The organism is Pseudomonas sp. IT-P2, assembly GCF_949767575.1.
GTDB lineage: Bacteria > Pseudomonadota > Gammaproteobacteria > Pseudomonadales > Pseudomonadaceae > Aquipseudomonas > Aquipseudomonas pharyngis.
Genome location: NZ_CATKQA010000010.1, coordinates 37,518 through 62,795 on the forward strand (window position 1 = coordinate 37,518; position 25,278 = coordinate 62,795).

The following is a 25,278-nucleotide window of genomic DNA, read 5'->3' on the forward strand; positions in this document are numbered from 1 at the left end:
CTCAAGGGTCACTGGAACGAAGCGCTGTCGACGGCGTGATAGACGTAACGTCCACCGGTCATCCGCTTGATCTCTTCGAGGTAATTGGAATTCATCACAAACAGGTTGGCGCCCTCGGGCAAGGCATCCATTGCCTCTTGCGGCGAGGACACCCGGGCGCCGCTCAGGGGCAGGTAACGCCCCTGCTTGGCCGGGTTGATATCGACCACGCGATCCACCGCCACGCCGGCGCGTTGCAGGAACAGCGAATAGATCACGCCTTTGGACGAGGCGCCCCAGATCGCCGAACCCTGCTCGGGTGCGCCCTGGATGATCTGCACCGCGCGCTCGAGGCTGGCGGTGAAATCGTCCGGCAAGGCCAGGCGTGGCACCGGTTGTTCCGGGGTCAGGCGCAACGTGGCAAGGTCAGCGACGATGTACAGGTATTGGCCACCGAACAGGTGACCGGCCTCGTGCACGGTGCCGAACATCCGGCGCAGGTCATCGAGACGGAAGTAATTGACGTGCTCGTAGAACAGATCGAACCAGGCTCGGTGTTCGAGGATCCAGTCGAAGCACGGCACTTCGATGTAGATCTGCCCGCCGCCCTGGTTGGCTTCGGCGATCACTGCCAGAAAGCTCAGCGGATCCTGAATGTGTTCCAGCACATGACGCAGCACGATGGCGTCCGCCTCAAGGCCCAGACCTTGGGTGAACGGGGCCTTGATCACGTCGGCGTTATCGCCTTCGTAGGCCGGGTCGATGCCGGTGATGCGGTAGCCCAAACCTTTGAGCAACTCGAGGAAATAGCCTTTTCCGCAGCCGACTTCGATCAGTTCCTGACCCTTGAAGTGCCGGGCAATGATGCCTTCGACATCGCTCAGGTGCTTCTGGAACTGACCGGAATGCGCCTGCTCGTTCTGGTAGTCGGCGTCGTAGCTGAGCTTGTCGGCGTCGAACGCCGCATTGAAGATCAGACCGCTGCGTTCATCCTGCACCAGCAACATGTCGGCGCTGGCCGATGCCTTCGCCGATTCGGGATCGGCAAAGGTGCGGTTCTGCAGCACCGGCAGGTCGGTGACCCGATACAACTCGTGCCTCATTGCGGCTCTCCCAATAACTGTTGCAAGCGCTCGGTCACCGCCCAGAACGCCAGCGGTTCGTGGGTCGGATACGGGTAATGGCCGAGGTTCAGGCCGATGGTCGCGCCGCGTTCACGCACGTGCTGTTCGACCAGCGACCGCACCGAAACCGGCTGGCCGCTGGCGCAGTTGATCGTGCCGTCGAAGTCGCGTTTGTGCAGGATCGCGGCGAGATGAGCGGCAGCGGTTTCAATCGGCAGAAAATCGCGCAGCTGTTCACCGGCCGACATGTTGAACGTCGCATCGCCGGCATCGATTGCCCGGTCCAGCGCGGCCAACAGACTGTTGGGGTTCTGCCCTTCACCGTGCAGGTAGAACAGCCGTGCCCATTGCAGGGTGAACGGATGCTCCTGCTGCAGATGTTGCAAAAACAGGTGCAGCGTGTGTTTGGCCAAACCGTAAGGATTGCTCGGCTGCGCGTCGTTCTGTTCGCTCAACGGGCCGCTCTGCATGCCGTACTCGAAGCAGGTGCCGGTCACCAGCACCTGCTTCGCGCCCGCCTCTACCGCGCCTTTGATGAAGCGATAGTCGGCCATCAGGTTGTGCTCGAAATGGAACAGCGCCCGATAGTTCGGCAACCCCGGCCAGGCCAGGTGGGCGAGTGCATCGACCCCCTCGGTGAGCGCCGCGACATTCAGATCCGCCGCGTGAATATCCGCGCTCACGAACTCGACGTGCTTGATCCACGGCATGTCCGCAGCTTTCTGCACATCGCGCGCCACCGCCCGCACCGTGCAACCACGGGCCAGCAACGCTGCGACCAGATGACGACCGACGAAGCCCGTGGCTCCGGTGACCAGAACCTTCACAGCACACTCAACTCAGGCACGGCGATCACGAAGCGACCGTCCCACTGACGCACCTGAGCCAGCTGCTGGCTGACTTCATGCAACAGGTTCCATGGCAGCACCAGCACGTAATCCGGCTTCTCGATATCGATCTGCGCCGGCGCGACAATCGGGATGCGGCTGCCGGGCAGGAACTTGCCCTGCTTGTGCGGGTTGGCATCGGCGACCCAGGCCAGCAGATCCGGTTTGACCCCGGCGTAGTTGAGCAAGGTGTTGCCCTTGGCAGCGGCGCCGTAGCCGACCACACGTTTGCCGTCGGCCTTGGCCTGCAACAGGAAACGCAGCAGGTCATGCTTGATCCGTTCGGCAGCCGGCGCCAGCGTCGCGTAGTACTCGGCGCTTTTCACCCCGGCGTCGAGCTCGGCCTGCAACTGCTGCTGCACGGCAGGCTGCACGGCGCGGCGTTCGCCGTCCTTGCGCTGGACGAACACCCGCAGCGATCCGCCATGGGTGGTCAGCTGACTGACGTCGAACACTTCCAGGCCGTTGCGTTCGCACAGCGTCTGCACGGCAGTCAGGGACAGGTACGAATAGTGTTCGTGATACAGCGTGTCGAACTGCGCGCCGGCCATCAGCGTCAGCAGTTGCGGGAATTCGAAGGTGGCGACGCCGGTCGGTTTGAGCAGCGCAGCGAAACCACCGAGGAAATCGTTGATGTCCGGCACGTGGGCGAGCACGTTGTTGGCGGCCATCAGATCGGCGGCCCAGCCTTCGCTTTTCAGCTGGGTGGCGGTATCGCGACCGAAGAACAGTTCACGAATCTCCAGGCCTTTTTCCCGCGCCGCTTGCGCGGTACTGCGGGTCGGCTCGACGCCCAGGCACTGGATGCCGCGACCGGCCACGTATTGCAGCAGGTAGCCGTCGTTGGCCGCGACTTCCACCACGCGGCTGTCAGCGGTCAGGCCAAAGCGCTCGACCATCTGGGCCACATAACGCTCGGCGTGGGCCAGCCAGGTGCTGGAGAACGAACTGAAGTAGGCATACTCGGCGTCGAACAGGCTGTCGGCGGAGGTGTAATCCTCGGTCTGCACCAGCCAGCATTGCTCGCACACGGCGACCTTCAGCGGCACCCATTGTTCGGCCTGCTCCAGCCGATCGGCGTGGACGTAGGCATTGGACGGTGGCGAGGTGCCGAGGTCGATCAGCGGCAGGCTCAGCGGTGCAGCGCACCCACGGCAGTTCATAGACGCACTCCAGCAAAGTGTTGATCGAGCGCGGGATGGCTGGAATCACGCGCTGACAAATTATTGACAGGCAACGGCCAGGCGATCGCCAGCCGTGGATCGTTCACCGACAGACCGCCCTCGTGCTCCGGCGCGTAATCGGCGCTGTGCAGGTAAAGCAGTTCGGCGTCTTCGGTGAGGGTCTGGAAACCGTGGGCGAAGCCGGCAGGAATCAGCAGGCTGCGACCGTCGCCGGCCTTCAGGTGCTCGGCGTGCCAGTGCAGGAAGGTTTCGGAATCCGGGCGCAGGTCCACCGCCACGTCCCACACTTCACCGCGCAGGCAGGTGATCAGTTTGGCTTCCGGCGCATTGGCGTTCTGGTAATGCAGACCGCGCACGCTGCCCTGCTCGCGGGTGCAGGAATGGTTGATCTGGCGGATGTGAAACTCGGCACCAAACGCCTCCAGACTGCCCTCGCAGAACAGCCGGGCGAAGTGCCCGCGCTGGTCTTGGAAGCGTTTGTGCTGAACGCTGAATAAACCGGCCAGCGGCAACGGTTTCAAGGAAAACTCGCTCACAGCGCGCCCCGGTACAGGTTCAGTTGGCCGAGGGTCACGGTGCGCATGTCGTCGCCGTTCTGCCACGCCAGATGCCAGTCGAGGGTCTGGGTCAGGCATTGCTGCAACGACCAGCGCGGTTGCCAGCCGAGCACCTGACGAGCGCGGCTGCTGTCAAGACGCAACAGGCCGGCTTCGTGCAGGTCACTCTTTTCGAGGCGCAGGCCACGGGCCTGAGGCCAGCGGTTGGAGAGCAGTTCAACCACTTCGCCGACGCTGCACATGTCTGCTTCGCCCGGGCCGAAGTTCCACGCCCCGGCGTATTCCGGGCCTTGTTCGTAGAGCCCGGCGGCCAGTTGCAGGTAGCCGGCCAGCGGCTCCAGCGCGTGCTGCCACGGGCGCACGGCTTGCGGGTAACGCAGGGTCACCGGCTCGTCGGCCGACCAGGCTTTCAGTACATCGGGAATCAGCCGTTCTGGGGCGAAATCGCCGCCGCCCAGCACATTGCCGGCGCGCGCAGTGGCCAGGGCCAGACCGTGCTCGGCGTACTTGTCGGCCGGGAAAAACGATGCCACGTAAGACTGCGCCAGCAACTCGCAACAGGCTTTGCTGCTGCTGTAAGGGTCGTGGCCACCGAGGGCTTCGTCCTCGCGGTACGGCCACAGCCATTCCTTGTTGGCGTAGACCTTGTCGGTGGTCACCAGCACGCAGGCCCGCACGCAACCGACCTGACGAATCGCTTCGAGCAGGTTGAGGGTGCCCATGACGTTGCTGGAATAAGTGCCGAGCGGATCGCGATAGCCTTCGCGCACCAGCGGCTGGGCCGCCAGGTGCAGGACGATCTCCGGTTCGGTGTCGGCGATGATCTCGAGCAAGGCGCCCAGATCACGCAAGTCGCCGCGCTGATCGTTGATGCCTTCGTGCACGCGCGCCAGTTCAAACAGACTCGGCTCGGTCGACGGATCGAGGGAAAAACCGCTGACCTGCGCGCCGAGGCTTTGCAGCCACAGGGTCAGCCAGCTGCCCTTGAAACCGGTATGCCCGGTGACCAGAACCCGCTTGCCGCGCCAGAACTCAGAACTCAGGCCCATTGCTTCCATGGGGCCTCCCCGCTCTGCCACAGCGCTTCGAGATGGTTCTTGTCGCGCAGGGTGTCCATCGGATGCCAGAAGCCTTCGTGCTCGAAGGCTTTCAGTTGTTCGTCCTGGGCCAGTCGAGCCAATGGCTCCGCTTCCCAGGTAGTTTCGTCGCCGGCGATATACGACAGCACTTTTGGCGACAGCACGAAGAAGCCGCCATTGATCCAGCCGCCGTCGCCGCGCGGTTTTTCGGTGAAGCCAAGGACCTGATCGCCATGCCGCTCAAGGGCGCCGTAGCGGCCCGGCGGCTGCACGGCGGTGACGGTCGCCAGACGGCCATGAGCCTTGTGGTAGTCGACCAGTTGAGCAATGTTGATGTCGGAGACGCCGTCGCCGTAGGTGAAGCAGAACGCTTCTTCGTCCTTGAGGTAACGGCCGGCGCGCAGCAGACGGCCGCCGGTCATGGTTTCCTCGCCGGTGTCGATCAGGGTGACGCTCCACGGCTCGCTGTAGTTCTGGTGAACGTCCATGCGGTTGTTGCGCATGTCGAACGTGACGTCGGAGGTGTGCAGGAAGTAGTTGGCGAAGAAGTCCTTGATCGCGTAGCCCTTGTAGCCGAGGCAAATCACGAAGTCGTGGATTCCGTGGGCGGAATACTGCTTCATGATGTGCCAGAGAATTGGCTTGCCGCCGATCTCGATCATCGGCTTGGGCTTGAGGTGCGACTCTTCACTGATGCGCGTGCCGAGGCCACCCGCCAAAATAACTGCCTTCATCGTCTCCCCTCTTCTACGTCACAGGGCTTGGCCTCACTGTTGCAGGCCTTTGCAGCTGAACCTTTGCCAGTCCGGGCGCAGGTGAATGACCGCGAGCGCTCGTTTTATGGCGATTTGAGGGGGACTTGCAGGAAACGCGCCAGCTCCACAGGCCCGGCGTCGGCGGGAAGTCCGGGCATGAAAAAAGGGATGAATCCGTTGCCGGATTCATCCCTCTCATCAAGCTACTTCAGTGAATCGAACGGATCAGCCAAACATCGCGAATCCATCGATCGTGGCCGGCAGGTCGTAGACCTGGCCGTCAGCGGTCTGCAGATGCTCGATTTTGTTGTACCCGGCATACCCGGGATACCCGGCAGACTCGGCGTACCAGCCTTGCAGTTTCACGCCGCTGTCGGGAACGCCGACGCTGCCGTCGTTGGCGCCATGCAGATAGGCGTCATCACCGATGCGAGTGACGTTCAGCTGGCTGAGATTGGCGACAGTATTCAGGATCAGCGTGTCATTGAGGTCCCAGCCTTCGTCCTGAATCGTTACCAGCCCGGTGGTGTTCACGACATAGGTGTCATCACCCGTACCGCCGAACGCGAAGCCGCCAGTGCCGGACTGGCCCGCAAGGTTGAGAACCAGCACGTCATTACCGCTGTCACCGAACAGCATGTAGTTGCTGCCGGTCCCGGTCAGCACGTCATTGCCTTCATCACCGTAGGCACCGCCGCGGTTGACCGTGACGGTGTCATCGCCCTCGTCTCCATGGGCCAATGTACCCAGGTCATTCACGACACTGACGATGACGTCATCGCCCGAACCGCCAGACAGCAAGTCGGCCTGCGCGACATTTGTGTCGAGACCGGATTTCAGTCCGCCATAGAGATAGTCATTGCCATCGCCACCCACAATCTGGTCACTACCAGACCCGCCTTCGAGGACGTTGTCACCCGAGTCGCCTCGCAGGAAGTCATCGAACCGGCTACCGCGCAGCCCTTCAATATCGACGTAGGTATCGTAGAGCGCGATACCGCTTTGCGGCCCCCAGCCCAGCGAGGCGCTCAACCCTTCGTTGCTGTCGTCGTAGCTGACGATGTCGATACCGGCTCCGCCCTCAAAGCGATCACCGCCCGCGCCACCCGACAGGACGTCATTGCCGGCACCGGAGATGATTCTGTTGGATTCGTCATTACCGTATCCAGTGAAGTCCGCAGTGCCGGTGTAGGTCATGTTCTCGATGAACGCAGCCATGTGCATCGACGACAGGCTGGTGTTCAGTTGATCGATGCCACCGGGGAAATTCTGCTCGACGATGGTCACGCCCTCGCTGTTGATCGTGTACACATCATCACCCGCGCCGCCCTCCAGGGTCAGGCCGCCGACGTTGGCGGTGAAGTGGTCAGCGAACGGCGTACCGATGACTTTCTCCACGTTCACCAACGTGACATCCGGAGCACCTGCCTGCTGACCAATGCCGATATTGACGCCGTCCCAGGAGAGGCGGTAGCTCACGGTGTCGTAACCATCAGCGCCATCCACGATCATGGCGTTATCGAGCAGATACACCACGTCATCGAAATTCGATCCCTGAATCGCCTCGATGCCGGTGAAGGTGTCGCCAGCGGCGATGGTCAATGCGTCGTAGTTCTCGAAGTCGTGGACTCTCACACCTTCAAGGCTGTCGCTATAGCTGACGGTATCGAAGCCTTCGCCACCCACGAAGTGATCAGCGCCGGCGCCGCCCCACAGCCAGTCGTTGCCGGTGCCACCGATGATCTCGTTGTCGCTGGCATTGCCGTAACCCTTGAAGTCGCCCGTGCCGGTAAAGGTCAGCTTCTCGATGAACGGGTCCATCTTGATGGTATTGAGACTGGTGCGCAGCTCGTCGTAGCCGAGATAGTTTTCCTCGATGATCGTTACACCTTCGCTGCCGACGATATACACATCGTCACCGGCACTGCCTTCCAGCGTCACGCCGGCCACATTGCTGGTGAAGGTGTCATTTTGAAAAGTGCCGAAGACCTTCTCCACGCCGATCAGCGTATCGACCTTGCCGTCAGCGGCAGTGACGGTCGTCGAGGTATCGTTGAACTCGACGCTCACCCCCGAGGACAAGGCGTAATAATTCGCCGTATCAAACCCTTCACCGCCATCCAGCAGATCATTGCCGGCACTTGCCAGCAACACATCGTCCGACTCCATTCCATAGAGTTCGTCATTGCCATCGGTGCCCGACAGGACATCTGCCTCACTCGTTCCATTCACTACTGACATTTGCGTCTTCCTTGCGTTGTTGTTGAATCGGGAAACCTGCCTCCCGGGCACAAGCCGATCACGCCAGCAGCAACCGTCCGAGGTCAGCGAATAGAGAAGTATCGACAGGAAAATTCCGATTCTTGAGGCTCTGCGGTGAAAAAAGTATCAATACCGATACAAACAGAATCTTGAAGACGCAAAAAAGGCGACTCGAAAGTCGCCTTTTTTCAGCAGTGCCGGTCAGTCGGCCAGCCAGCCGTTTTCCCAGTACCGCAGGTTGTCGCCGCGCAGCACGTAGTCGCGCAGTACGACTTCACGCAGCTGATCACCCATGCGGTAACTGGCATCCGGATCAGCCAGGTGCATGCGGATCGCTTGCAGCCACTCCTCGGTGGAGTTGGTCTTGACCCGGGTGCACGGCAGGTAACCCTGATAGGCCTCGGTATCGGTGCAGACCACCGGGTAGCCGCACGCGCCGTACTCCAGCAGGCGCAGGTTGCTCTTGCAGTCGTTGAAGATGTGGAACTCCAGCGGTGCCAGGGCCAGGTCGAGGTTGAGGCTGGCCAGTTTCGCCGGATACACATCCAGCGGGATCACGCCATGGAATTCATGCATGTACGGACGCAAGTCATCCGGGCACATGCCGAAGAACACCCAGTCGACCTCGTTTGCCAGTTCACGGACCACATCGGCAATCACCGCCAGATCACCGTGGTGGCTGGTGCCGCCGCCCCAGCCGACCCGCGGCTTTTTCGAGGTGCGACGCTGGCTGCGCAAGTCGGTCCACAAGTGCCGCGACAACATGTTCGGTACGACCCGGATGTCGTGATGCATGTCCGACAGAACGTTGGCCAGCGGTTGGGTAGACACCACCACCCGATCGCACAGACCGATCGCCCGCCGCACCAGCCGCTCCATTTCCTGCTTGTTCGGCATGTTGCGAATGTGCGCGTTGCGATGAGGGACATCGATGACATAGTCATCGAGCTCGTAGATCCGCCGGGCGTTGAAAAAGTTTTTCAGCGGTGGAATTTCATCGATGGCACTTTCCGAATAGCGCCCCTGCAATACGATCACATCGGGGGCCTGCCGCTCGATGTCGATGATCGAAGGCAAACCGTAGCAGATCCGCCCCTCGGCACGGTTGGCCGCCTCCAGTTCGATCATCGGTTGGCTGATGCGATAGTGACCAATGGCGGAAGCGTTGATGGGCACCGCCAGCACATTCGGCAACTGTTTGCGCGAAAACGGACTCCAGCCGGTACGCAGGCCCGGCTCCAGACTGAAGCTGGTCGCACCGACACCCTGCACCGCCAGATTGACGTTGAACGCAGGATCGCGCGCAATCAGTGGCAACCAGCGCTTGTAGAACGTTTCGTGTTCCTGAATCTGCAGTTGCTCTTCTTCTGCCGTGGCCTCGGCCGTCGGCCGCGCGCCCAGGGCCAGCATGGCATAAGGAGTCCAGACCACCAGGTAACCTTCCCGGCCGACGCGCAGACACAGATCCGCCACATTGAAGGCCTGCGCCAGATCCTGTTCGTCGAGCCCGTCGACAGCATCAAAGACAGCCTTGCGAATCATCAGGCAATCACCGCCGACCGCACTCAGGTCATGCACCGCCTGCAAGCGGAACATGTACCCGTCCGCCTGCAGCGACTGACCATAGAAGGGCAATCCCACGGCGCCCTGCATACCCAGAATCAGGCCGGCATGCAGCACACAACCGTCCGGATTGTACAACTTGGCGCCGACGACCCCGACTTCCGGGCGCTGCGCATGATTGAGCAGTTCGTCCAGCCAGTCGGACTGGGTGATCACCGCAAAGGTATTGAGCATCAGCACGTATTCGCCGCGGGCCTGCCCTACCGCAAAGTTGTGCGTGGCGGCTGCATTGCCCTGTTGCGCGAAGCTCAGCACGCGAACCCGGTCGCTGCCCAGTTGCGCCATGCCGTCCAGCCAGGCCAGCGCCTCGGCACTGGTGCTGCCGTTATCGACCAGCAGCAGCTCGTACTCGGTGTAGGCGGTTTTTTCCAGCAGCGTCTCGACGCAACGCTGCAAGGCGGCGGTCTGGTCCCGGGTCACAATGATGACCGACACCAGCGGACGCCGGGCGTGATGATAGTCGACACGATTGAGCAGCTCGCAACTGCCACGGCGAATGTCGTGGGCCAGACCCAGACGCTGCAGATGCGCTTCGAGCACGCGCGGATTCTGTTCGAGGACGCCCGGGGCCGCCAGCCACTTCGACAGGTCGAAAGGCGACTCCAGCATGACCTCGGCAATGTGGCCGACAACCTGTGTGCCATCGCTCTCGACCAGACGCCACAACACATCGTGCGGCGCGAGCTGAGCGAAGTCAGGTGCAAAACCACCGAGCGCCAGAAAACGCTCACGCTCGAACGCCAGTGCCCGGCCCACATAAGGGTAGCTGCGCATCAGGTCGAGGTTGAAACCCGGCTTGAACGCAGGTTCTGCCGACTCCCCGTTACGCAAGCTGCCCTCGTCGCTGTAAAGACATTTCAGTGACGGGGAATGCACGATGCGCTCGGCCATGACCAGCAACGCCGGCGCCACCAGCCGATCACCCGCCTGCAGCAGATAGAACCAGTCGGCTCCCGCCAGTTGCGGCAGCAGCGCATTGATCTGCTCCATGCCGTCGTCTTGCAAAGGCATGCGGAACACCCGCCCGTCCAGCTCGGTTTCGGTACACGAGGCGGACAGGACAAGGATCAGCTCCGGCGGATAATCCTGAGCGGCGAGCGACGCCAGTGTGCGTTCGACACTGTCACGACTGCCCTGCCCGTCGATGACGATCGGCACGATCCGGGGTTGATGCGACCAGCCGGCCAGGGTTTCCGGCAGCAACGTGCGCTGACCTTCGGTCAGTACCCGGCAGTTGAGCCACTGCGCGTAGAGCTCGGCAAAACTCCAGCTGTCGATGCCGACACTCCACTCCTGACGGCTCTGTTTGGAGCCCAGGGTGCGACTCAGCGGCAGCTCTTCCCAGACCCGCGGAGACTCATCGGCCTTGCTCAGCGGAACATAGCGAACCCATCCCGGCGCCGGCGCGGCTTCGCCGCTGCGCGATTTGAGCATCTGCAGCATCCACTCACGCTCGACCTCAAGCGCGTCTTTCATCGGCTGTTGCGCACTCAGACGTTCCGGGTAGAGCCGCTCCGCGCTGAGCACGTTGTTGGAGACGGCCAGATTGCCGCGCCGCAGCAGGCAGACGTACAGGGCAAAATCCAGCGACGCGACGAAGCAGTGACCTTCCTGAGTCAGCGCCGGCAACAGCTCTTCAACGTCGGCACGCCGGAACAGTGCGTTGGTGAATCCACCGAGGACGTTGACCGGGAATTTCTCGAAGATGCCCAGCAGATCGTCGCCCTTGAACAGACCGCTGTGCGGCGACAACGACGTGTTTTCCAGGCGCGCGGGCAGGATGATGTCCTGCGCATCCCAGAACAGTCGCTGGGCCAGTACCAGCCTGACCTCTTCACGCATCATCTCCTGGGCCTGCTGCCGGATGCAGTCGGCATACAAGTGATCGTCGTCGCACAGGAACTTGATGAACTCGCCCTGCGCCTGACTCAGGCACGCCTTGAGGTTGCCGATCATTCCCAGGGTGCGCGGATTGCGCACGTAGCGCACCTCGACGCCGGACTGCTCGATGACCGACGCGACGATGCGTTCGATCTCGGAACCCCGACTGTCATCGCAGACGATGATTTCCAGAGGGCTGTAAGTCTGGCTGACAGCACTGTTCAATGTCCGCTCGAAGAAGCGCGGATTGAAGGCAGGAATGACGAGGCTGACAAGAGGAAGTGAATTCACGGCGGACTCGCAAGCGGCGGGAACCCGCCCGGAACAGCGAGCCCTTTGAAACCGCAGAAAAAGACAAATGATACAGAGCGAACGGAGCAAGCGGGCGCTTGCGCGCCCGCTCAGGCTTCAGATCTTGTTGAACAGGCCCAACTGAGAGATTTTGCTGAACGCCAGCTGCGAGGCCTGCAGCATGGTCTGCTGCAAGGTCAGGCGGGTCATCACTTCGGCCGGATCCGAATCACGGATCGTGCCCTGGGTGGTGGCGTTCGCCAGTTGCAGGCTCTGGTTGGTGGTGCTCTGGTCATCCAGCGACTGCCCGCGGGCACCGATGGACGTCACCGCACTGCCGATCTGGTTGGCGGCACTGTCGATGTTGCCCAGTGCCGACTCCATTGCCCCCTGGAATTTCTGCTTGGCCACCGGATCACCGTCGATCGGGGTGTTCAGCGCCGCGACCATCTGGCCCAGGGTGTCGAGCACGTTCTGGGTCTGGTGGTTGTTGGACTGGATCGAGAACTGGTCACCGGCCGCGGGCGTGCCACCGAGAGCGAAGGTCACACCGGCCGCCGTCGCGTTGCCGCCAGCCACGGTGCCCGACGAGATCGGCTTGCTGTCAGCGGTGACAGGCGCCGCATACAAGTCGAACGCGGTGGCGCTGGTGAATTTCAAGACTGCACCGCCGCCCGACGGGAAGGCCGCGTTGTAGGCTGCCTGGTTGGTCACGCTGGAACCGGTGATAACCGCAGTCGACGGGTTGCCCGGGCTGCGTGCGGTATTGAAAGTGTCCGGCGTGGCCGACAGCTGGAAGCTGTGACCGGCAATCACCGCATCCGGGTTGGTATCACCAGCCTTGAGATTGATGTTCAGCTTCAGATCGACACCGCGGAAGCTGACCGTCTGGTTGGCGCCGTTGCTGTTGCTGATCAGACCGTTCTGGCTGGCTTCGGCCGTCACATCGTTGCCCAAGGCATCGGTAATCTTCAGCTGAGTGCTGCTGATGAAGTCCACGGTGTACGGCTGGCCGGCCGTGAACTTGGAGTTGTAAGTCGCCGCGTTGCCAACGACACCGTTGGTCAGCACAACGCGACCGTCATCAACGGCCGGAGCCGTCATGTTGGTCTGGGTGCGCGCAGTATTGATGGTCTGCTGGAAAGCATCCCAACCGGTGGTGTTAGTGGCCACCGACAAACCATCGCCAATGCCCAGGTTGATCTGGGTCTGGTCACCGTTGTAGGTGTAGGTGCCATCGGCGTTCTGCGAGTACGGCGCGGTATCGGTCTTCGAGCCGGAGAACAGGTAGTTGCCGTTGGCGTCCTTGGAGTTCATCAGGCCCAGCACTTGTTGCTGGATCTGGCTCAGTTCGGCGGCGTAAGCCTGGCGGTCCTTGTCGGTGGCGATGCCGTTATTGGCTGCCAGCCCGATTTCCTTGGCGCGCTGCAAAGCGTCGGTGATGGCCGTCAGCGTAGATTCCTGAACAGTCAGCGAGCTCTTGGTGGTGTCGATGTTGCCTTTGTACTGATCGAGCATCGCGGCCTGCTGACCCAGGCGCAGCAAACGACCAGCCCCGATCGGATCGTCGGCGGCGGTGTTGATGCGCTGCAGGCTGCTGGCTTCGTTGGCGGTCGCGACCGTCTTGCTGTAGTTGCGCTGATATTGGGCAGCTTGTGTCGCGTAATACTGGGCGGTGGAAATGCGCATGAATTACGGCTCCTTAAAGGCTGTTGATCAGCGTGGCGAAAGTTTCCTGCGCAGCCTTGATGATCTGCGAAGACGCTGTGTAGTACTGCTGATATTTGACCAGGTTGCCGGTCTCTTCATCCAGGTTGACCTGGGACAGCGAGTCCCGCGCACCCTGGGCCTGATCCAGGATCACCGTGGTGGCCGCACCGTCGGACTTGCTTTGGGCGGCCTGGGTACCGACGTTGGTCACCAGTTTGTTGTAGGCGTCGGTCAGGCTGATGCCCTTGCTCGCCGTGCCGGTGTCGACGGTCTGCTTGGTCTGCAGACCGACCAGTGCCTGGGCGTTGCGGTTGTCCGAAGACGCTGCGCCGGTCAGGTTGATGGTGAAGGTTTCGCCGGACTTCGGCGTCGCGCCCACGGTGGTCTGCACGGTGAAGGTCTTTTGCACGTTCGGGATGACGGTGGTGTCCATCACCGGAGCCCCGGTGGAGTCGACCATGCCGATCTTCAGGTTCAGGGTGTTCGCCTGACCGGGAACGATGACGCCGGAACCGATCGTGGCACCCTTGGCATCAACCATGTTGTAAGTCTGGCTGCCGCTGGTGGTGGCACCGAATACCAGCTTGACCGGAGTCGAATACTTGAGCGCGTTCTGCAGCTCCGCCTGGGACGCCGGGTTGTAGATATCGACGACGTCTGTCAGCGTCGGCTGGGTGTAGGTGCCTGAGTTGTTGGCACTGGCCACGCCGGTCAACGGTGCGGCTGCCGCGATTTTCTTCGGATCGGTGAGCACGGTCTGGATGCTGGCCGCCGCGTTGCGGGTCGGGGTGACCTTGAACGTGTCGCCGGCACTCAGGGCACCACCGTTAAGGGCCAGGGTAAAGCCGTCGATTACCGGAGGCGGCGTGGTCGTGGTGCTGAACGAACCCATGTCGGTGCCGTCGGAGCGCTTGACCGTGTAGTTGGTCGCGCTGGTGAAGGTGACCTGGTAGTCGCTGGTGGTCAGCTTGCCGGTGTCCTTGATGGTGACATCAAGGTTGCCCGAACCTGCGCTATTGCCGGACTGGGCAATACTGCGCTGGCTGATCAGGGCGGCACTGTTGATGTTGTTGAAAATCGCTGCGCCGAAGTCACCGTTCTTGTCGATGCCCTGGGCTTGCTGGCGGTTGATCTGGTCGGCAACGACCAGTGCCACACGGCCCAGCTCGTTGAGTGCAGGATCGAGCACTTCCTTGCGATAAGTCAGCAGACCGCCGATTTCACCGCCGGTCATCGCCGAGGTGATGTCGATGGTGCTCGAACCACGATCCATCTGGATGCCCATTCGCGATGGGTCACCCTTGAGCGGCACGGTGCTCAGGGTATTGGTGGTATTACCGATGACCAACGGCTGGCCGCTGCCGATGTAGATGTCGAAGCTGGTGCCACGCTCAACGACTTGCGCGCCGGTCAGCTCGGAGAGCTGACGCACGGCTTCGTTACGGCTGTCGAGCAGATCGTTCGGCTGGCCGCCGCTGGTGGAGATCTCGCCGATCTTCTGGTTCAGCGTGGCAATCGAGGTTGCCAGCTTGTTCACCTGGGACGCCATGTCGGACAGGTTGCCATTGAGCGTGGCGTTCTGATCGTTCATCTGCTTGGCCAGTGCATTGAAGCGACTGGTCAGGGCCTGCGCGCCGGTCAGTACCGACTGACGGGAAGTGTCGTCGGTGGCCGAGGTCGATACGCCTTGCATCGAGGTGAAGAATTTCTGCAGCACGCCGGTCAGGCCGGTGTTGGTGTCGGACAGCGAGCCGTCCAGTGCGGTCGCCTGCGCACCGAAAGCGGCGGCTTCGCTATTGAGCGACGTGGCGGTACGCAGCTGAGATTCGAGGTAGGAGTTGTACACCCGGCGCACGTCGGCCAGGGTCGTGCCGGTACCGATGAACACGTTACCGTATTGAATCGAGGACTTGGTGCCCTGCACGGTTTGCTGGCGTGAATAACCGGCGGTGTCGACGTTGGCAATGTTGTTACCCGTCACAGCCAGAGAGGATGAACTCGCGGCCAACCCCGACATCCCGATATTGAGCAAACTCATGATTCAAACCTTACCTTGTGTTTATAAGGGCGTTGTTGAAACGCCGGCCGCAGCGTAGTTCTGATTGACCGTCATCTGCCTGGCAATCTGCGAAATCTTCGTCGCGTAGTTCGGGTCGGTCGCGTAACCGGCCTTTTGCAATTCGCGCACAAACTGTTCTGGGTTATCGGCCGACTTCAGCACATCTTGATAGCGATTATTGCTCTGCAGCAAAGTCACCAGATCGTGGAAGCTGTCCTTGTACGAGGCGTAGGAACGGAACTCGGCCGTCTCCTTGACCATCTGCCCGTTGCGGAATTCGCTGGTGATCGCCCGGGCCGAATCGCCCTTCCAGTTGCTGCTCGCCTTGATGCCGAACAGGTTGTGACTGCTGCTGCCGTCCTGGGCGCGCATGACCGATTTGCCCCAGCCGGTTTCCAGCGCAGCCTGAGCCACCAGATAACGCGGATCGACGCCAATTCGCGCGGCGGCTTCCTGCGCCATCGGCAGCATGGTGTTGACGAATTCGTCGGCGTTGCCGAACGCTTTCTTCGCCGGTGCCAGCGGGATCTGCGCCATGGCGCGGCCGTAAATCTGCATCTGCCCGCCCGAGGCTTTATCTGCCTCGGCGCGGTCCAGCCAGTCGCCGTTGTACAGCGGGCCGGAACCGGTGACAGCGGCGGTCGTGGCGCGTTGCGGCAGCTGAGTGGCCGCCGCCGGCGTGGCCGACGGCACCAGACCTGCGAGCAAGCGGTCCGCCAGTTTCGGCGGCAGTGCCAGACGACGCTGGTTGATCATTTCCATGTCATTGCGATGGGTCAGTTCGGTGCTCGGCGCATGCACCGAACGCGACGCCCACAGCGGACGCTCGCCATTAAGTCGCGACAACGGACCATTCGTAGCCACGGTGCCGGCGGCAATCGGCGTGGCCACGGCAGCGGCCTTGGCTTTGGCTTCTTCCTGCTTGGCGGCGGACGCGGCCGCAGCCTCGCCCGGCGCCATCGGTTTGTTCTTCGACATCTGGCGCATCAGCACGTCGGCCAGGCCGATACCCCCGCCCTCGCGGGACATGGAAACCGCCAGTTGCTGGTCGTACATTTCCTGATACTGCTTGGCCGCCGGCGTGTTCAGCGGGTTGTCCTGACCCAGCGCTTCAGTGGCCGAACGCATCGACTTGAGCATTTCACCGAGGAACAGCGATTCGAATTCCTGCGCAACCTTGCGCATGTTCGCATCGCTGTTCTTGTCGCCGACCTTGAGCTGATTCAGACGATTGAGGTCGGAGTACGAACCCGAATCGCTGCTGCTGACCAGACCGCTTTTGCGCATATCCATGGTCGCCGTCCTCAGATCACGATCAGGTCGGCTTGCAACGCGCCGGCCTGCTTCAGTGCTTCAAGGATGGCCATCAGGTCACCCGGCGCGGCGCCGACCTGGTTCACCGCACGGACGATCTCGTCGAGGGTGGTGCCCGGGCCGAACTTGAACATCGGCTTGGCTTCCTGTTCGGCATTCACCCGCGAGCGCGGCACGACGGCGGTCTGGCCGTTGGACAGCGGGCCCGGCTGGCTGACGATCGGGTCTTCGGTGATGGTCACGGTCAGGCTGCCGTGAGTCACGGCGGCCGGCGAGACCTTCACGTTCTGGCCGATGACGATGGTGCCGGTACGCGAGTTGATGATGACTTTCGCCACCGCCTGACCCGGATCGACTTCGAGGTTTTCCAGGATCGACAGGTAGTCGACGCGCTGGCTCGGATCGAGCGGCGCGGTCACACGGATCGAACCGCCGTCGATGGCCTGGGCGACACCAGGGCCGAGCATGTCGTTGATCTTGTCGACGATGCGCTTGGCGGTGGTGAAGTCGGAACGGTTGAGGTTCAGCGTCAGGCTGTTGCCCTGGTTGAAACCGCTCGGCACCGAACGCTCGACCGACGCACCGCCAGGGATGCGACCGGCCGACGGAACGTTGACGGTGATCTTCGAACCGTCACGACCTTCAGCATCGAAACCACCGACCACCAGGTTGCCCTGAGCGATGGCGTAGACGTTGCCGTCGATACCCTTGAGCGGGGTCAGCAACAGCGTGCCGCCGCGCAGGCTCTTGGAGTTACCGATGGACGACACGGTGATGTCGACCTGTTGACCCGGTTTGGCGAACGCCGGCAGATCGGCACTCACCGACACTGCCGCGACGTTTTTCAGCTGCACGTTGCCCGATCCCGGCGGCACCTTGATGCCGAACTGCGAGAGCATGTTGTTGAAGGTCTGCAGGGTGAACGGGGTCTGCGTGGTCTGGTCGCCGGTGCCATTGAGGCCGACCACCAGGCCGTAGCCGATCAACTGGTTGGAACGCACGCCAGAGATGCTGGCGATGTCCTTCAACCGTTCGGCTTGTGCATTGAAGGCCGCCGACAACAGGAACGCGGCCACCATGAGACTTCTGAAATTCAACGTAGCCACCTAGAAAGGGAACAGCGGGCTGAGGAAGAAACGGTCGAACCAGCCTGGCTGACTCGCATCGGCGAACGAACCGGTGCCCGAGTAGGTGATGCGCGCATCGGCGACCCGAGTCGAGGACACGGTGTTGTCGGTGGCGATGTCATCGGCCCGCACGAGACCGGCGATCCGCACCAGCTCGTCGCCGGTGTTGAGGGTCATCCACTTCTCGCCACGCACGGCGATGATGCCGTTGGGCAGCACGTCGGCGACGGTCACGGTGATCGAACCGGTCAGGGTGTTGCCCTGGGCGGCCTTGCTGTCACCTTTGGTCGCGCGGTCGCCGCTGTAACCGACATCCAGGCTCAGGTCGTTACCGCCCAACGGGTTGTTGGTGGTGGCACTGCCGCCGAACAGCGACGTCAGGCCGATACCGGTCTTGCTGTTCTTGGCCACCTGCGAGTTGGCGTTCTTGCTGGCCTGGGTCCTCTCGTTCAGGGTGATGGTGATGATGTCACCGACCCGGAACGCCTTGCGGTCGCTGTACAGGTTCTGCTCGAAACCGGCCTGATAGATCGAGCCGTTGTTGGCGGCCGACGGCAACGGTGTGCGCGGCAACACCGGGGCGTAGTAAGGATCATTGGGCTTGGGCGTCGGAGCGACGCAGCCCGCGAGCGAGACGACCCCGCTCAATGCCACAACAGATACAAAGCGTTTCATGACCCTTACCTCACGGTGTTGCAGGCAGCCTCATGGCCGCCTCATAGACTTGATTACAGATTCTGCGTTACGAACGAGAGCATCTGGTCGGCGGTGGAGATCACCTTGGAGTTCATCTCGTACGCGCGCTGAGTAGTGATCATGTTGACCATCTCTTCCACGGTGCTGACGTTGGAGGTTTCCAGGGTGTTCTGCAGGGTGGTACCGAAACCGTTCAGGCCCGGCGTACCGACTTGCGGCGCACCGGAAGCGGCGGTTTCCAGGAACAGGTTGTTGCCCACCGCTTGCAGACCGGCCGGGTTGATGAAGTCGGCGGTTTGCAGGTTGCCGATCACTTGCGAGGCGGCGTTGCCGGCGGTGGTGATCGACACGGTGCCGTCACGACCCACAGTGAAGGTCTGGGCGTTGTTCGGGATGACGATGGCCGGTTCCAGGGCGAAACCGCTGGCGTTGACGATCTGGCCGTTGGAGTCGAGGTGGAAAGTACCGTCACGGGTGTAGGACGTGGTGCCGTCCGGCTGCAGGATCTGGAAGAAACCGCGACCGTCGATGGCCATGTCCAGCGGCTGCTCGGTGGTTTGCAGGCTGCCAGCGGTGAAGTTTTTCTGGGTGCCGACGATGCGCACACCGGTACCCACTTGCAGACCCGACGGCAGTTCGCTGTCCTGGGTCGACTGGGCGCCTGGCTGACGCTTGATCTGGTACAGCAGGTCCTGGAACTCGGCGCGGTCACGTTTGAAACCCGTGGTCGACACGTTCGCCAGGTTGTTGGAAATGGTGGTCAGGTTGGTGTCCTGGGCGGACAGACCGGTTTTGGCAACCCATAGAGCCGGAAGCATTCGATTCTCCTCGTGCGCCTGTTTTACGGCGCGACGTTCTGATAATTAGCTGATCTGCAAGACCCGAGCCATGGCCTGGTCGTCGTCTTTGGCGGTGTTCATCATCTTGACGTGCAGTTCGAACTGCTTGGCCAGGGCCAGCACCGACGTCATTTCTTCCACGGCATTGACGTTGCTCGATTCCAGGAAACCCGACACCAGTTTGACGTTGGCATCGGCCGGCGCAGGCTGGCCGTCCTTGGTGTAAATCGAACCGTCCAGGCCCTTGTTCATGTTCTTGATGTCCGGATTGACCAGCTTGATGCGGTCGACTTCGGCCATGACGCGCGGGCCCTCGCCCATCGCTCGAATACTGATGGTGCCGTCTTCGCCGACTTCCACCTGCTGCTCCGGCGGCACCGCGATCGGCCCGCCATTGCCCATGACCGGCATGCCGTTGCCGGCACGCAACACGCCGAGGGCATCGATGTTGAGGCTGCCGGTGCGCACGTAGCTTTCACCGCCATTTGGGTTCTGCACGGCGATCCAGCCGTTGCCCGACACGGCGACGTCGAGGTCACGACCGGTCTGCACCAGCGAGCCCGGCGTGAAGTCGGTGGCGGGCCGTTCGCTCATCGCAAACGCACGCGCCGGAAAGCTGTCACCGAACACCGGCATCGAACGCGCCTGCTCCAGGTCGCGCTGAAAACCGTTGGTGGAGATGTTCGCCAGGTTGTTGGCATGAGCCTTTTGCGCCAGTGCGTTCTGGCTGGCGCCGGTCATTGCCACATAAAGGTACTTGTCCACACTCTTTCCTCTGCATGCCGGACGTTTGCCGCCCACCGCTGTACTGCTGAGCCATAAGCAATTTGCAGACCAACTTTTTTCTGGCGGCCCACGACCCGGTAAACAAAGGACTTGAGGGATTTTGCGGGGAGGAGGGAAATGTATCGAAGACGAAAAACCGGCGGTGTCATGCCGCTTGGCGGCAAACACCTGACCCTGATTGCTGATTGCTGATCGCGGATCGCGGATCGTTCCCACGTCGAGGCGTCGAACCGTCCGCGTGGGAACGCAGCCCGAGACGCTCCGCGTCCCAAAGCGGACGCAGAGCGTCCCTTGAGGCGTTCCCACGCAGAGCGTGGGAACGATCAGCGTGGGGGGGGATCAGTGTGGGGCTGATTAGGCGCTGCCTGACTCCTTGCCGACTTCATACTCACGCAGCTTGTTGGCAATCGTAGTGTGCGAAACCCCGAGCCGCTTACCCAGTTGCCGGCTGCTCGGATGCTCGGAATACAAGCGCTCCAGCACCGCCTTCTCGAAGCGCCCGACAATCTCGTCGAGCCCGCCTTCGAGGGAGAAATCGCCAAGCGGCTGACGCACACCGTAATCCGGCAGGCGAATGTGCTCGGCCTTGACCGTGCCACCGTCGCACAGCGAAACCGCCTGGAACAGCACGTTCTCCAGTTGCCGCACATTGCCCGGCCAATGGTAGTGACTGAGCCGATCCATCGCCGCCGGTGCCAGTTTCGGCAGCGGGCAGCCGATCTGTCGACTGGCCTGATCGAGGAAGTGCTCCACCAGCGGCGTCAAACCGTCGAGGCATTCGCGCAGTGGCGGGATGTGCAGCGAAAGCACGTTCAAGCGGTGATACAGATCCTGGCGAAATTCGCCGCGCGCGCACAGCTCCGACAAATCCACCTGGGTTGCGCAGATCACCCGCACATCCAGGTAAACCTCTTCATCACTGCCCACACGGCGGAAGCAGCCGTCCTGCAGGAAGCGCAGCAGTTTCACCTGCAAGCGCGGGCTCATTTCGCCGACACCATCGAGGAACAGCGTGCCGCCCGCCGTCAGCTCCAGCAGCCCGAGCTTGCCTTCGGCCCGAGCGCCTTCAAAGGCACCGGGGCCGTAGCCGAACAGTTCGGTCTCGGCCATCGACTCCGGCAGCCCCGCGCAGTTGAGCGCCATCAGCGGCGACTGACCACGCGGGCTCGCCAGGTGGCAGGCCCGCGCCAGCAATTCCTTGCCGGTGCCGGTTTCGCCCTCAATCAACAACGGCGCATCCAGCGGCGCCATGCGCCGGGCCTCGCGCACCACCGCTGCCATCACTTTCGAGCTCTGGAAGATGCTGTCGAAACCGCGCAACTCCTGTTTGCGCACGTTGTAGATCCGCTCGCCGACGCGGTCCGCGCGGTGCAAGGTGAGCACAGCACCGGCCATGGCTTCGCTGTCGTCGTGTTCAGATTGCAGCGGCGCGATGTCGGCCAGAAAGATGTCGCCCTTGACCTTGACCCGCATGCCGTTGATTCGCGATTTGTTGGCGCGCACCAGTTCCGGCAGGTCGAAGTCCTCGGCGTAACGCGACAACGGAATCCCCGGCACCTCGTCCACCCGCACACCGAGCAACTGCGCCGCCGCCCGGTTGGCCGCCACGATGGAGCCGCCCATGTCGATCGACAGCACCGGAAACTCCAGCGCACCGAGCAGCGCATTCAACTCCATGTGCCGCCGCTCGCTGGGCATCAGCCCTACCCGTTTGACGCCGAACACCCCGGCAATTGCCTCGAACTTCGGTCGCAGCGCCTGGAACTGAATGTTGATCAGGTTCGGGCAATGCAAATAGATCGCGTTGCCATGCTCACCACCCACCTCGCCACGGGCGACGTTGATCCCGTACTCCACCAGCAGATTGAGAATGTCGCGCAGGATGCCGATGCGGTTCTGGCAGTGGACTTTGATACGCATATAAAGGCCCGAAACAGGTGAAAAGGTGGTCTGACGCCGGAATTTTCTGCGCCGCGCGCAAGATAGTCGTCAAGATTATGTGACAGCCATAAGCCTTTTCAAACCCGACAGTCACCGCAAACACGACTTATCGCACGAAGCGTAACGAAAATTTTACGAATTAAAGAGACTTTTCCTACTCAGCCAGTCTTCAACCTGCTGCAACAACAAACGTTCCGGGGTATTTCTCAGTCCATCGCAGGACATAACAAGAACGAAATTCCCCTCGCAGGAGAGCAGTATGAAGCAGACGCAATACGTGGCCCGCGAGCCCGATGCGCAAGGTTTTATCGACTACCCCGCAGAAGAACACGCGGTGTGGAACACGCTGATCACCCGCCAGATGAAAGTGATCGAGGGTCGTGCGTGCCAGGAATACCTGGACGGTATCGAAAAACTCGGTCTGCCCCACGACCGCATTCCTCAACTGGGCGAGATCAACAAGGTGCTCGGCGAGACCACCGGTTGGCAGGTTGCCCGCGTCCCGGCGCTGATCCCTTTCCAGACCTTTTTCGAATTGCTCGCCAGCAAGCAGTTTCCGGTGGCCACGTTCATCCGCACCCGTGAAGAACTGGACTACCTGCAGGAGCCGGACATTTTCCACGAGATCTTTGGCCACTGCCCGCTGCTGACCAATCCGTGGTTCGCCGAATTCACCCACACCTACGGCAAGCTCGGCCTGCAGGCGACCAAGGAAGAACGCGTTTACCTGGCGCGCCTGTACTGGATGACCATCGAGTTCGGCCTGGTCGACACCCCGCAAGGCAAACGCATCTACGGCGGCGGCATCCTGTCCTCGCCAAAAGAAACTGTTTATTCGCTGTCGGACGAGCCCGAGCATCAGGCCTTCGATCCGCTGGAAGCCATGCGCACGCCGTATCGCATCGACATCCTGCAACCGCTGTACTTTGTCCTGCCGAACCTCAAGCGCCTGTTCGACCTGGCCCACGAAGACATCATGGCCATGGTCAAGCAAGGCATGCAGCTGGGTCTGCACGCACCGAAGTTTCCGCCAAAACCGAAAGCCGCGTGACCCGCGACTTTTGCTTACAAGTGAGTCTGTCAGTCGTCGCCACTTTGGTTTAGCGTGGCGACTTTGACGGCCAATATAAAAAAACACCTTCAGATTTCAGGAAGTCCACCATGTCCACTTTGAACCAAGCCCATTGCGAAGCCTGCCGTGCCGATGCCCCACAAGTCAGCGATGAAGAACTGCCGATCCTGATCAAGCAGATCCCTGACTGGAACATCGAAGTACGCGACAGCATCATGCAGCTGGAAAAAGTCTTCCTGTTCAAGAATTTCAAGCACGCGCTGGCGTTCACCAACGCCGTCGGCGAGATCTCCGAGGCCGAAGGTCACCACCCGGGCCTGCTCACCGAGTGGGGCAAAGTCACCGTGACCTGGTGGAGCCACTCGATCAAGGGCCTGCACCGCAACGACTTCATCATGGCCGCGCGCACTGACGAAGTGGCCAAGACTGCAGAAGGACGCAAGTAATGCACTTCGACGCCATCGGCCGGGTGCCCGGCGACCCGATCCTCGGTCTGATGGAGGCCTACGCGCAGGACTCCAACCCGCGCAAGTTCGACCTTGGCGTGGGCGTCTACAAGGATGCCCAGGGCCTGACGCCAATCCCCGAGGCGGTGAAAATCGCCGAGGCGCGGCTGGTCGAGAGCCAGGACACCAAGACCTACATCGGTGGCCACGGCAATCCGCTGTTCGGCAAGGTCATCAATGAGCTGGTGCTTGGCGTCGATTCGAAGCTGATCGCCGAGCAACGTGCCGGCGCCACTCAGACGCCGGGCGGCACTGGCGCCCTGCGTCTGGCGGCGGACTTCATCGCCCAATGCCTGCCGGGCAAAGGCGTATGGCTGAGCAACCCGACCTGGCCGATCCACGAAACGATTTTCGCGGCCGCCGGGGTCAAGATCAGCCATTACCCGTACGTCGGCAGCGACAACCGCCTCGACGTCGAGGCGATGCTCGCCGTGCTCAACGAAGTGCCGAAAGGTGATGTGGTGCTGCTGCATGCGTGCTGCCACAACCCGACCGGTTTCGACCTGAGCCACGACGACTGGCAGCGAGTGCTGGAGGTGGTACGCCGCCGTGACCTGCTGCCGCTGATCGACTTTGCCTACCAGGGCTTTGGCGACGGTCTGGAGCAGGATGCATGGTCAACCCGGCTGTTCTCCGCCGAGTTGCCCGAGCTGCTGATCACCAGTTCCTGCTCGAAGAACTTCGGCCTGTATCGCGACCGCACCGGTGCGTTGATCGTCAGCGCGAAAAGCGCTGACAAGCTGATCGACATCCGCAGCCAGTTGGCGCACATCGCTCGCAACCTGTGGTCAACGCCACCGGATCACGGCGCGGCTGTGGTCGCCACGATCCTCGCCGACCCGGAGCTGAAACGCCGCTGGGCCGACGAAGTGGAAGCCATGCGTCTGCGCATCGCCCAATTGCGCAGCGGTCTGGTGGAAGCGCTGGAACCGCACGGTCTGCGCGAGCGTTTTGCGCACATCGGCGTGCAACGCGGGATGTTCTCCTACACCGGGCTGTCGCCGGAACAGGTGAAGAACCTGCGCGAGCATCACAGCGTGTACATGGTCAGCTCGGGCCGGGCCAACGTTGCCGGGATTGATGCGACGCGTCTCGACCTGCTGGCCGAAGCGATCGCCAACGTCTGCAAATAACTCCCCCTGGTCTTGATCGTTCCCACGCTCCGCGTGGGAATGCCTCAATGGACGCTCCGCGTCCGCTTCGGCAGGGACGCAGAGCGTCCCGGGCTGCATTCCCACGCGGACGGTTCGACGCCTCGACGTGGGAACGATCAGGCGCACTCATCGCGAGCAGGCTCGCCCCTGCATTTGCCCTGCGTCACCCTGTCGCACTTGTCTAGACAATCCCGCCCGTCGAACCAAATGGATTTAAAAGTCTGATTGTCATTTTTCTTGCTGTATCCTGCGCAGGCTTTCTGAAAGCGCGGATCTACCAGATCTATCAACAGACTTAGCGAGGAGCGCAACCATGCACGAGATTCCGAATCTCCCCTTCCCAAGCCTGCACGAAACTGAGCAGACGACCACGCAACAAGCCGGTGCCCAACAGCCCGAACCGAAAGAAGCCGCCGAGAGCCGTCCGGCCGACAGCGAAGAGTAAGCAACAC

General features: G+C 61.7%; 20 protein-coding genes. 4 read left to right on the forward strand and 16 right to left on the reverse strand.

Annotation, left to right across the window (positions count from 1 at the left end; translation table 11 throughout):
- Positions 1 to 8 precede the first annotated feature (8 nt).
- The 16 genes from ACM6JM_RS06620 to ACM6JM_RS06695 form a co-directional block, all read right to left on the reverse strand.
- Entirely contained in the window at positions 9 to 1,082 is a 1,074-nt protein-coding gene (locus ACM6JM_RS06620; protein WP_414881508.1) for a class I SAM-dependent methyltransferase, read from the reverse strand.
- Positions 1,079 to 1,930 carry an NAD-dependent epimerase/dehydratase family protein gene (locus ACM6JM_RS06625; protein ID WP_414881509.1) on the reverse strand — a complete coding sequence of 284 codons (852 nt, stop codon included), beginning with the start codon at positions 1,928 to 1,930 and terminating at the stop codon, positions 1,079 to 1,081. The genes ACM6JM_RS06620 and ACM6JM_RS06625 overlap by 4 nt, the downstream gene beginning before the upstream one ends.
- Positions 1,927 to 3,153: a methyltransferase domain-containing protein gene (locus tag ACM6JM_RS06630; protein WP_414881510.1), complete on the reverse strand. Its 1,227-nt coding sequence runs from the start codon at positions 3,151 to 3,153 to the stop codon at positions 1,927 to 1,929. Before ACM6JM_RS06630 ends, ACM6JM_RS06625 begins: the two co-directional genes overlap by 4 nt.
- The gene (locus ACM6JM_RS06635) at positions 3,150 to 3,710 is read right to left on the reverse strand and encodes a dTDP-4-dehydrorhamnose 3,5-epimerase family protein (protein WP_414881511.1); all 561 of its coding nucleotides are present in this window, start codon (positions 3,708 to 3,710) and stop codon (positions 3,150 to 3,152) included. The genes ACM6JM_RS06630 and ACM6JM_RS06635 overlap by 4 nt, the downstream gene beginning before the upstream one ends.
- Positions 3,707 to 4,789: a CDP-glucose 4,6-dehydratase gene (gene rfbG, locus ACM6JM_RS06640; RefSeq protein WP_414881512.1), complete on the reverse strand. Its 1,083-nt coding sequence runs from the start codon at positions 4,787 to 4,789 to the stop codon at positions 3,707 to 3,709. The genes ACM6JM_RS06635 and rfbG overlap by 4 nt, the downstream gene beginning before the upstream one ends.
- Positions 4,771 to 5,544: a glucose-1-phosphate cytidylyltransferase gene (gene rfbF / locus ACM6JM_RS06645; protein ID WP_414881513.1), complete on the reverse strand. Its 774-nt coding sequence runs from the start codon at positions 5,542 to 5,544 to the stop codon at positions 4,771 to 4,773. The genes rfbG and rfbF overlap by 19 nt, the downstream gene beginning before the upstream one ends.
- 246 nt (positions 5,545 to 5,790) lie before the next feature.
- Positions 5,791 to 7,806, reverse strand: a complete 2,016-nt coding sequence (locus ACM6JM_RS06650; protein ID WP_039765539.1) for a calcium-binding protein — start codon at positions 7,804 to 7,806, stop codon at positions 5,791 to 5,793.
- Positions 7,807 to 8,028: 222 nt separating this feature from the next.
- A complete protein-coding gene (locus ACM6JM_RS06655; protein ID WP_414881514.1) occupies positions 8,029 to 11,622 on the reverse strand; it encodes a glycosyltransferase in 3,594 nt (1,197 codons plus the stop codon).
- Between the two features lie 117 nt (positions 11,623 to 11,739).
- Positions 11,740 to 13,311 (reverse strand): flagellar hook-associated protein 3, encoded by a 1,572-nt coding sequence (locus ACM6JM_RS06660; RefSeq protein WP_074692274.1) that lies wholly within the window; start codon positions 13,309 to 13,311, stop codon positions 11,740 to 11,742.
- 13 nt (positions 13,312 to 13,324) lie between these two features.
- Positions 13,325 to 15,370, reverse strand: coding sequence for a flagellar hook-associated protein FlgK (gene flgK, locus ACM6JM_RS06665; protein ID WP_039765533.1), 2,046 nt, complete (start codon positions 15,368 to 15,370; stop codon positions 13,325 to 13,327).
- A 21-nt stretch (positions 15,371 to 15,391) separates the two neighbouring features.
- A complete protein-coding gene (flgJ, locus tag ACM6JM_RS06670) occupies positions 15,392 to 16,684 on the reverse strand; it encodes a flagellar assembly peptidoglycan hydrolase FlgJ (protein ID WP_207273868.1) in 1,293 nt (430 codons plus the stop codon).
- A gap of 11 nt (positions 16,685 to 16,695) precedes the next feature.
- Positions 16,696 to 17,784, reverse strand: coding sequence for a flagellar basal body P-ring protein FlgI (locus ACM6JM_RS06675; protein ID WP_039765528.1), 1,089 nt, complete (start codon positions 17,782 to 17,784; stop codon positions 16,696 to 16,698).
- Positions 17,785 to 17,811: 27 nt separating this feature from the next.
- Complete coding sequence (flgH, locus tag ACM6JM_RS06680) at positions 17,812 to 18,507, reverse strand: flagellar basal body L-ring protein FlgH (protein WP_011333018.1); 696 nt, start codon at positions 18,505 to 18,507, stop codon at positions 17,812 to 17,814.
- A gap of 53 nt (positions 18,508 to 18,560) precedes the next feature.
- On the reverse strand, positions 18,561 to 19,346 hold the full coding sequence (gene flgG / locus ACM6JM_RS06685) for a flagellar basal-body rod protein FlgG (protein WP_039765524.1): 786 nt from the start codon (positions 19,344 to 19,346) through the stop codon (positions 18,561 to 18,563).
- A 45-nt stretch (positions 19,347 to 19,391) separates the two neighbouring features.
- Positions 19,392 to 20,132 (reverse strand): flagellar basal body rod protein FlgF, encoded by a 741-nt coding sequence (locus tag ACM6JM_RS06690; RefSeq protein ID WP_007958343.1) that lies wholly within the window; start codon positions 20,130 to 20,132, stop codon positions 19,392 to 19,394.
- Between the two features lie 375 nt (positions 20,133 to 20,507).
- Positions 20,508 to 22,073, reverse strand: coding sequence for a sigma-54-dependent phenylalanine hydroxylase transcriptional regulator PhhR (locus tag ACM6JM_RS06695; RefSeq protein ID WP_039765517.1), 1,566 nt, complete (start codon positions 22,071 to 22,073; stop codon positions 20,508 to 20,510).
- A 280-nt stretch (positions 22,074 to 22,353) separates the two neighbouring features.
- Here ACM6JM_RS06695 and phhA point away from each other — a divergent pair, with 280 nt between their 5' ends.
- The 4 genes from phhA (at position 22,354) to ACM6JM_RS06715 (ending at position 25,271) form a co-directional block, all read left to right on the forward strand.
- A complete protein-coding gene (phhA, locus tag ACM6JM_RS06700) occupies positions 22,354 to 23,145 on the forward strand; it encodes a phenylalanine 4-monooxygenase (RefSeq protein WP_039765515.1) in 792 nt (263 codons plus the stop codon).
- A 110-nt stretch (positions 23,146 to 23,255) separates the two neighbouring features.
- Positions 23,256 to 23,612, forward strand: a complete 357-nt coding sequence (locus tag ACM6JM_RS06705; protein ID WP_003222798.1) for a 4a-hydroxytetrahydrobiopterin dehydratase — start codon at positions 23,256 to 23,258, stop codon at positions 23,610 to 23,612.
- Positions 23,612 to 24,805, forward strand: coding sequence for an amino acid aminotransferase (locus tag ACM6JM_RS06710; protein WP_414881515.1), 1,194 nt, complete (start codon positions 23,612 to 23,614; stop codon positions 24,803 to 24,805). The genes ACM6JM_RS06705 and ACM6JM_RS06710 overlap by 1 nt, the downstream gene beginning before the upstream one ends.
- A gap of 334 nt (positions 24,806 to 25,139) precedes the next feature.
- Positions 25,140 to 25,271: a hypothetical protein gene (locus ACM6JM_RS06715; protein WP_007958347.1), complete on the forward strand. Its 132-nt coding sequence runs from the start codon at positions 25,140 to 25,142 to the stop codon at positions 25,269 to 25,271.
- Positions 25,272 to 25,278: the final 7 nt, after the last annotated feature.

Coding starts and splice junctions, on each gene's coding strand:
- ACM6JM_RS06620 (WP_414881508.1), bottom strand. CDS start 1,082: ATGAGGCACGAGTTGTATCGGGTCACCGACCTGCCGGTGCTGCAGAAC.
- ACM6JM_RS06630 (WP_414881510.1), bottom strand. CDS start 3,153: ATGAACTGCCGTGGGTGCGCTGCACCGCTGAGCCTGCCGCTGATCGAC.
- rfbG (WP_414881512.1), bottom strand. CDS start 4,789: ATGGAAGCAATGGGCCTGAGTTCTGAGTTCTGGCGCGGCAAGCGGGTT.
- rfbF (WP_414881513.1), bottom strand. CDS start 5,544: ATGAAGGCAGTTATTTTGGCGGGTGGCCTCGGCACGCGCATCAGTGAA.
- ACM6JM_RS06650 (WP_039765539.1), bottom strand. CDS start 7,806: ATGTCAGTAGTGAATGGAACGAGTGAGGCAGATGTCCTGTCGGGCACC.
- ACM6JM_RS06660 (WP_074692274.1), bottom strand. CDS start 13,311: ATGCGCATTTCCACCGCCCAGTATTACGCGACACAAGCTGCCCAATAT.
- flgK (WP_039765533.1), bottom strand. CDS start 15,370: ATGAGTTTGCTCAATATCGGGATGTCGGGGTTGGCCGCGAGTTCATCC.
- flgJ (WP_207273868.1), bottom strand. CDS start 16,684: ATGGATATGCGCAAAAGCGGTCTGGTCAGCAGCAGCGATTCGGGTTCG.
- ACM6JM_RS06675 (WP_039765528.1), bottom strand. CDS start 17,784: ATGGTGGCCGCGTTCCTGTTGTCGGCGGCCTTCAATGCACAAGCCGAA.
- flgH (WP_011333018.1), bottom strand. CDS start 18,507: ATGAAACGCTTTGTATCTGTTGTGGCATTGAGCGGGGTCGTCTCGCTC.
- flgG (WP_039765524.1), bottom strand. CDS start 19,346: ATGCTTCCGGCTCTATGGGTTGCCAAAACCGGTCTGTCCGCCCAGGAC.
- ACM6JM_RS06695 (WP_039765517.1), bottom strand. CDS start 22,073: ATGCGTATCAAAGTCCACTGCCAGAACCGCATCGGCATCCTGCGCGAC.
- phhA (WP_039765515.1), top strand. CDS start 22,354: ATGAAGCAGACGCAATACGTGGCCCGCGAGCCCGATGCGCAAGGTTTT.
- ACM6JM_RS06705 (WP_003222798.1), top strand. CDS start 23,256: ATGTCCACTTTGAACCAAGCCCATTGCGAAGCCTGCCGTGCCGATGCC.
- ACM6JM_RS06710 (WP_414881515.1), top strand. CDS start 23,612: ATGCACTTCGACGCCATCGGCCGGGTGCCCGGCGACCCGATCCTCGGT.
- ACM6JM_RS06715 (WP_007958347.1), top strand. CDS start 25,140: ATGCACGAGATTCCGAATCTCCCCTTCCCAAGCCTGCACGAAACTGAG.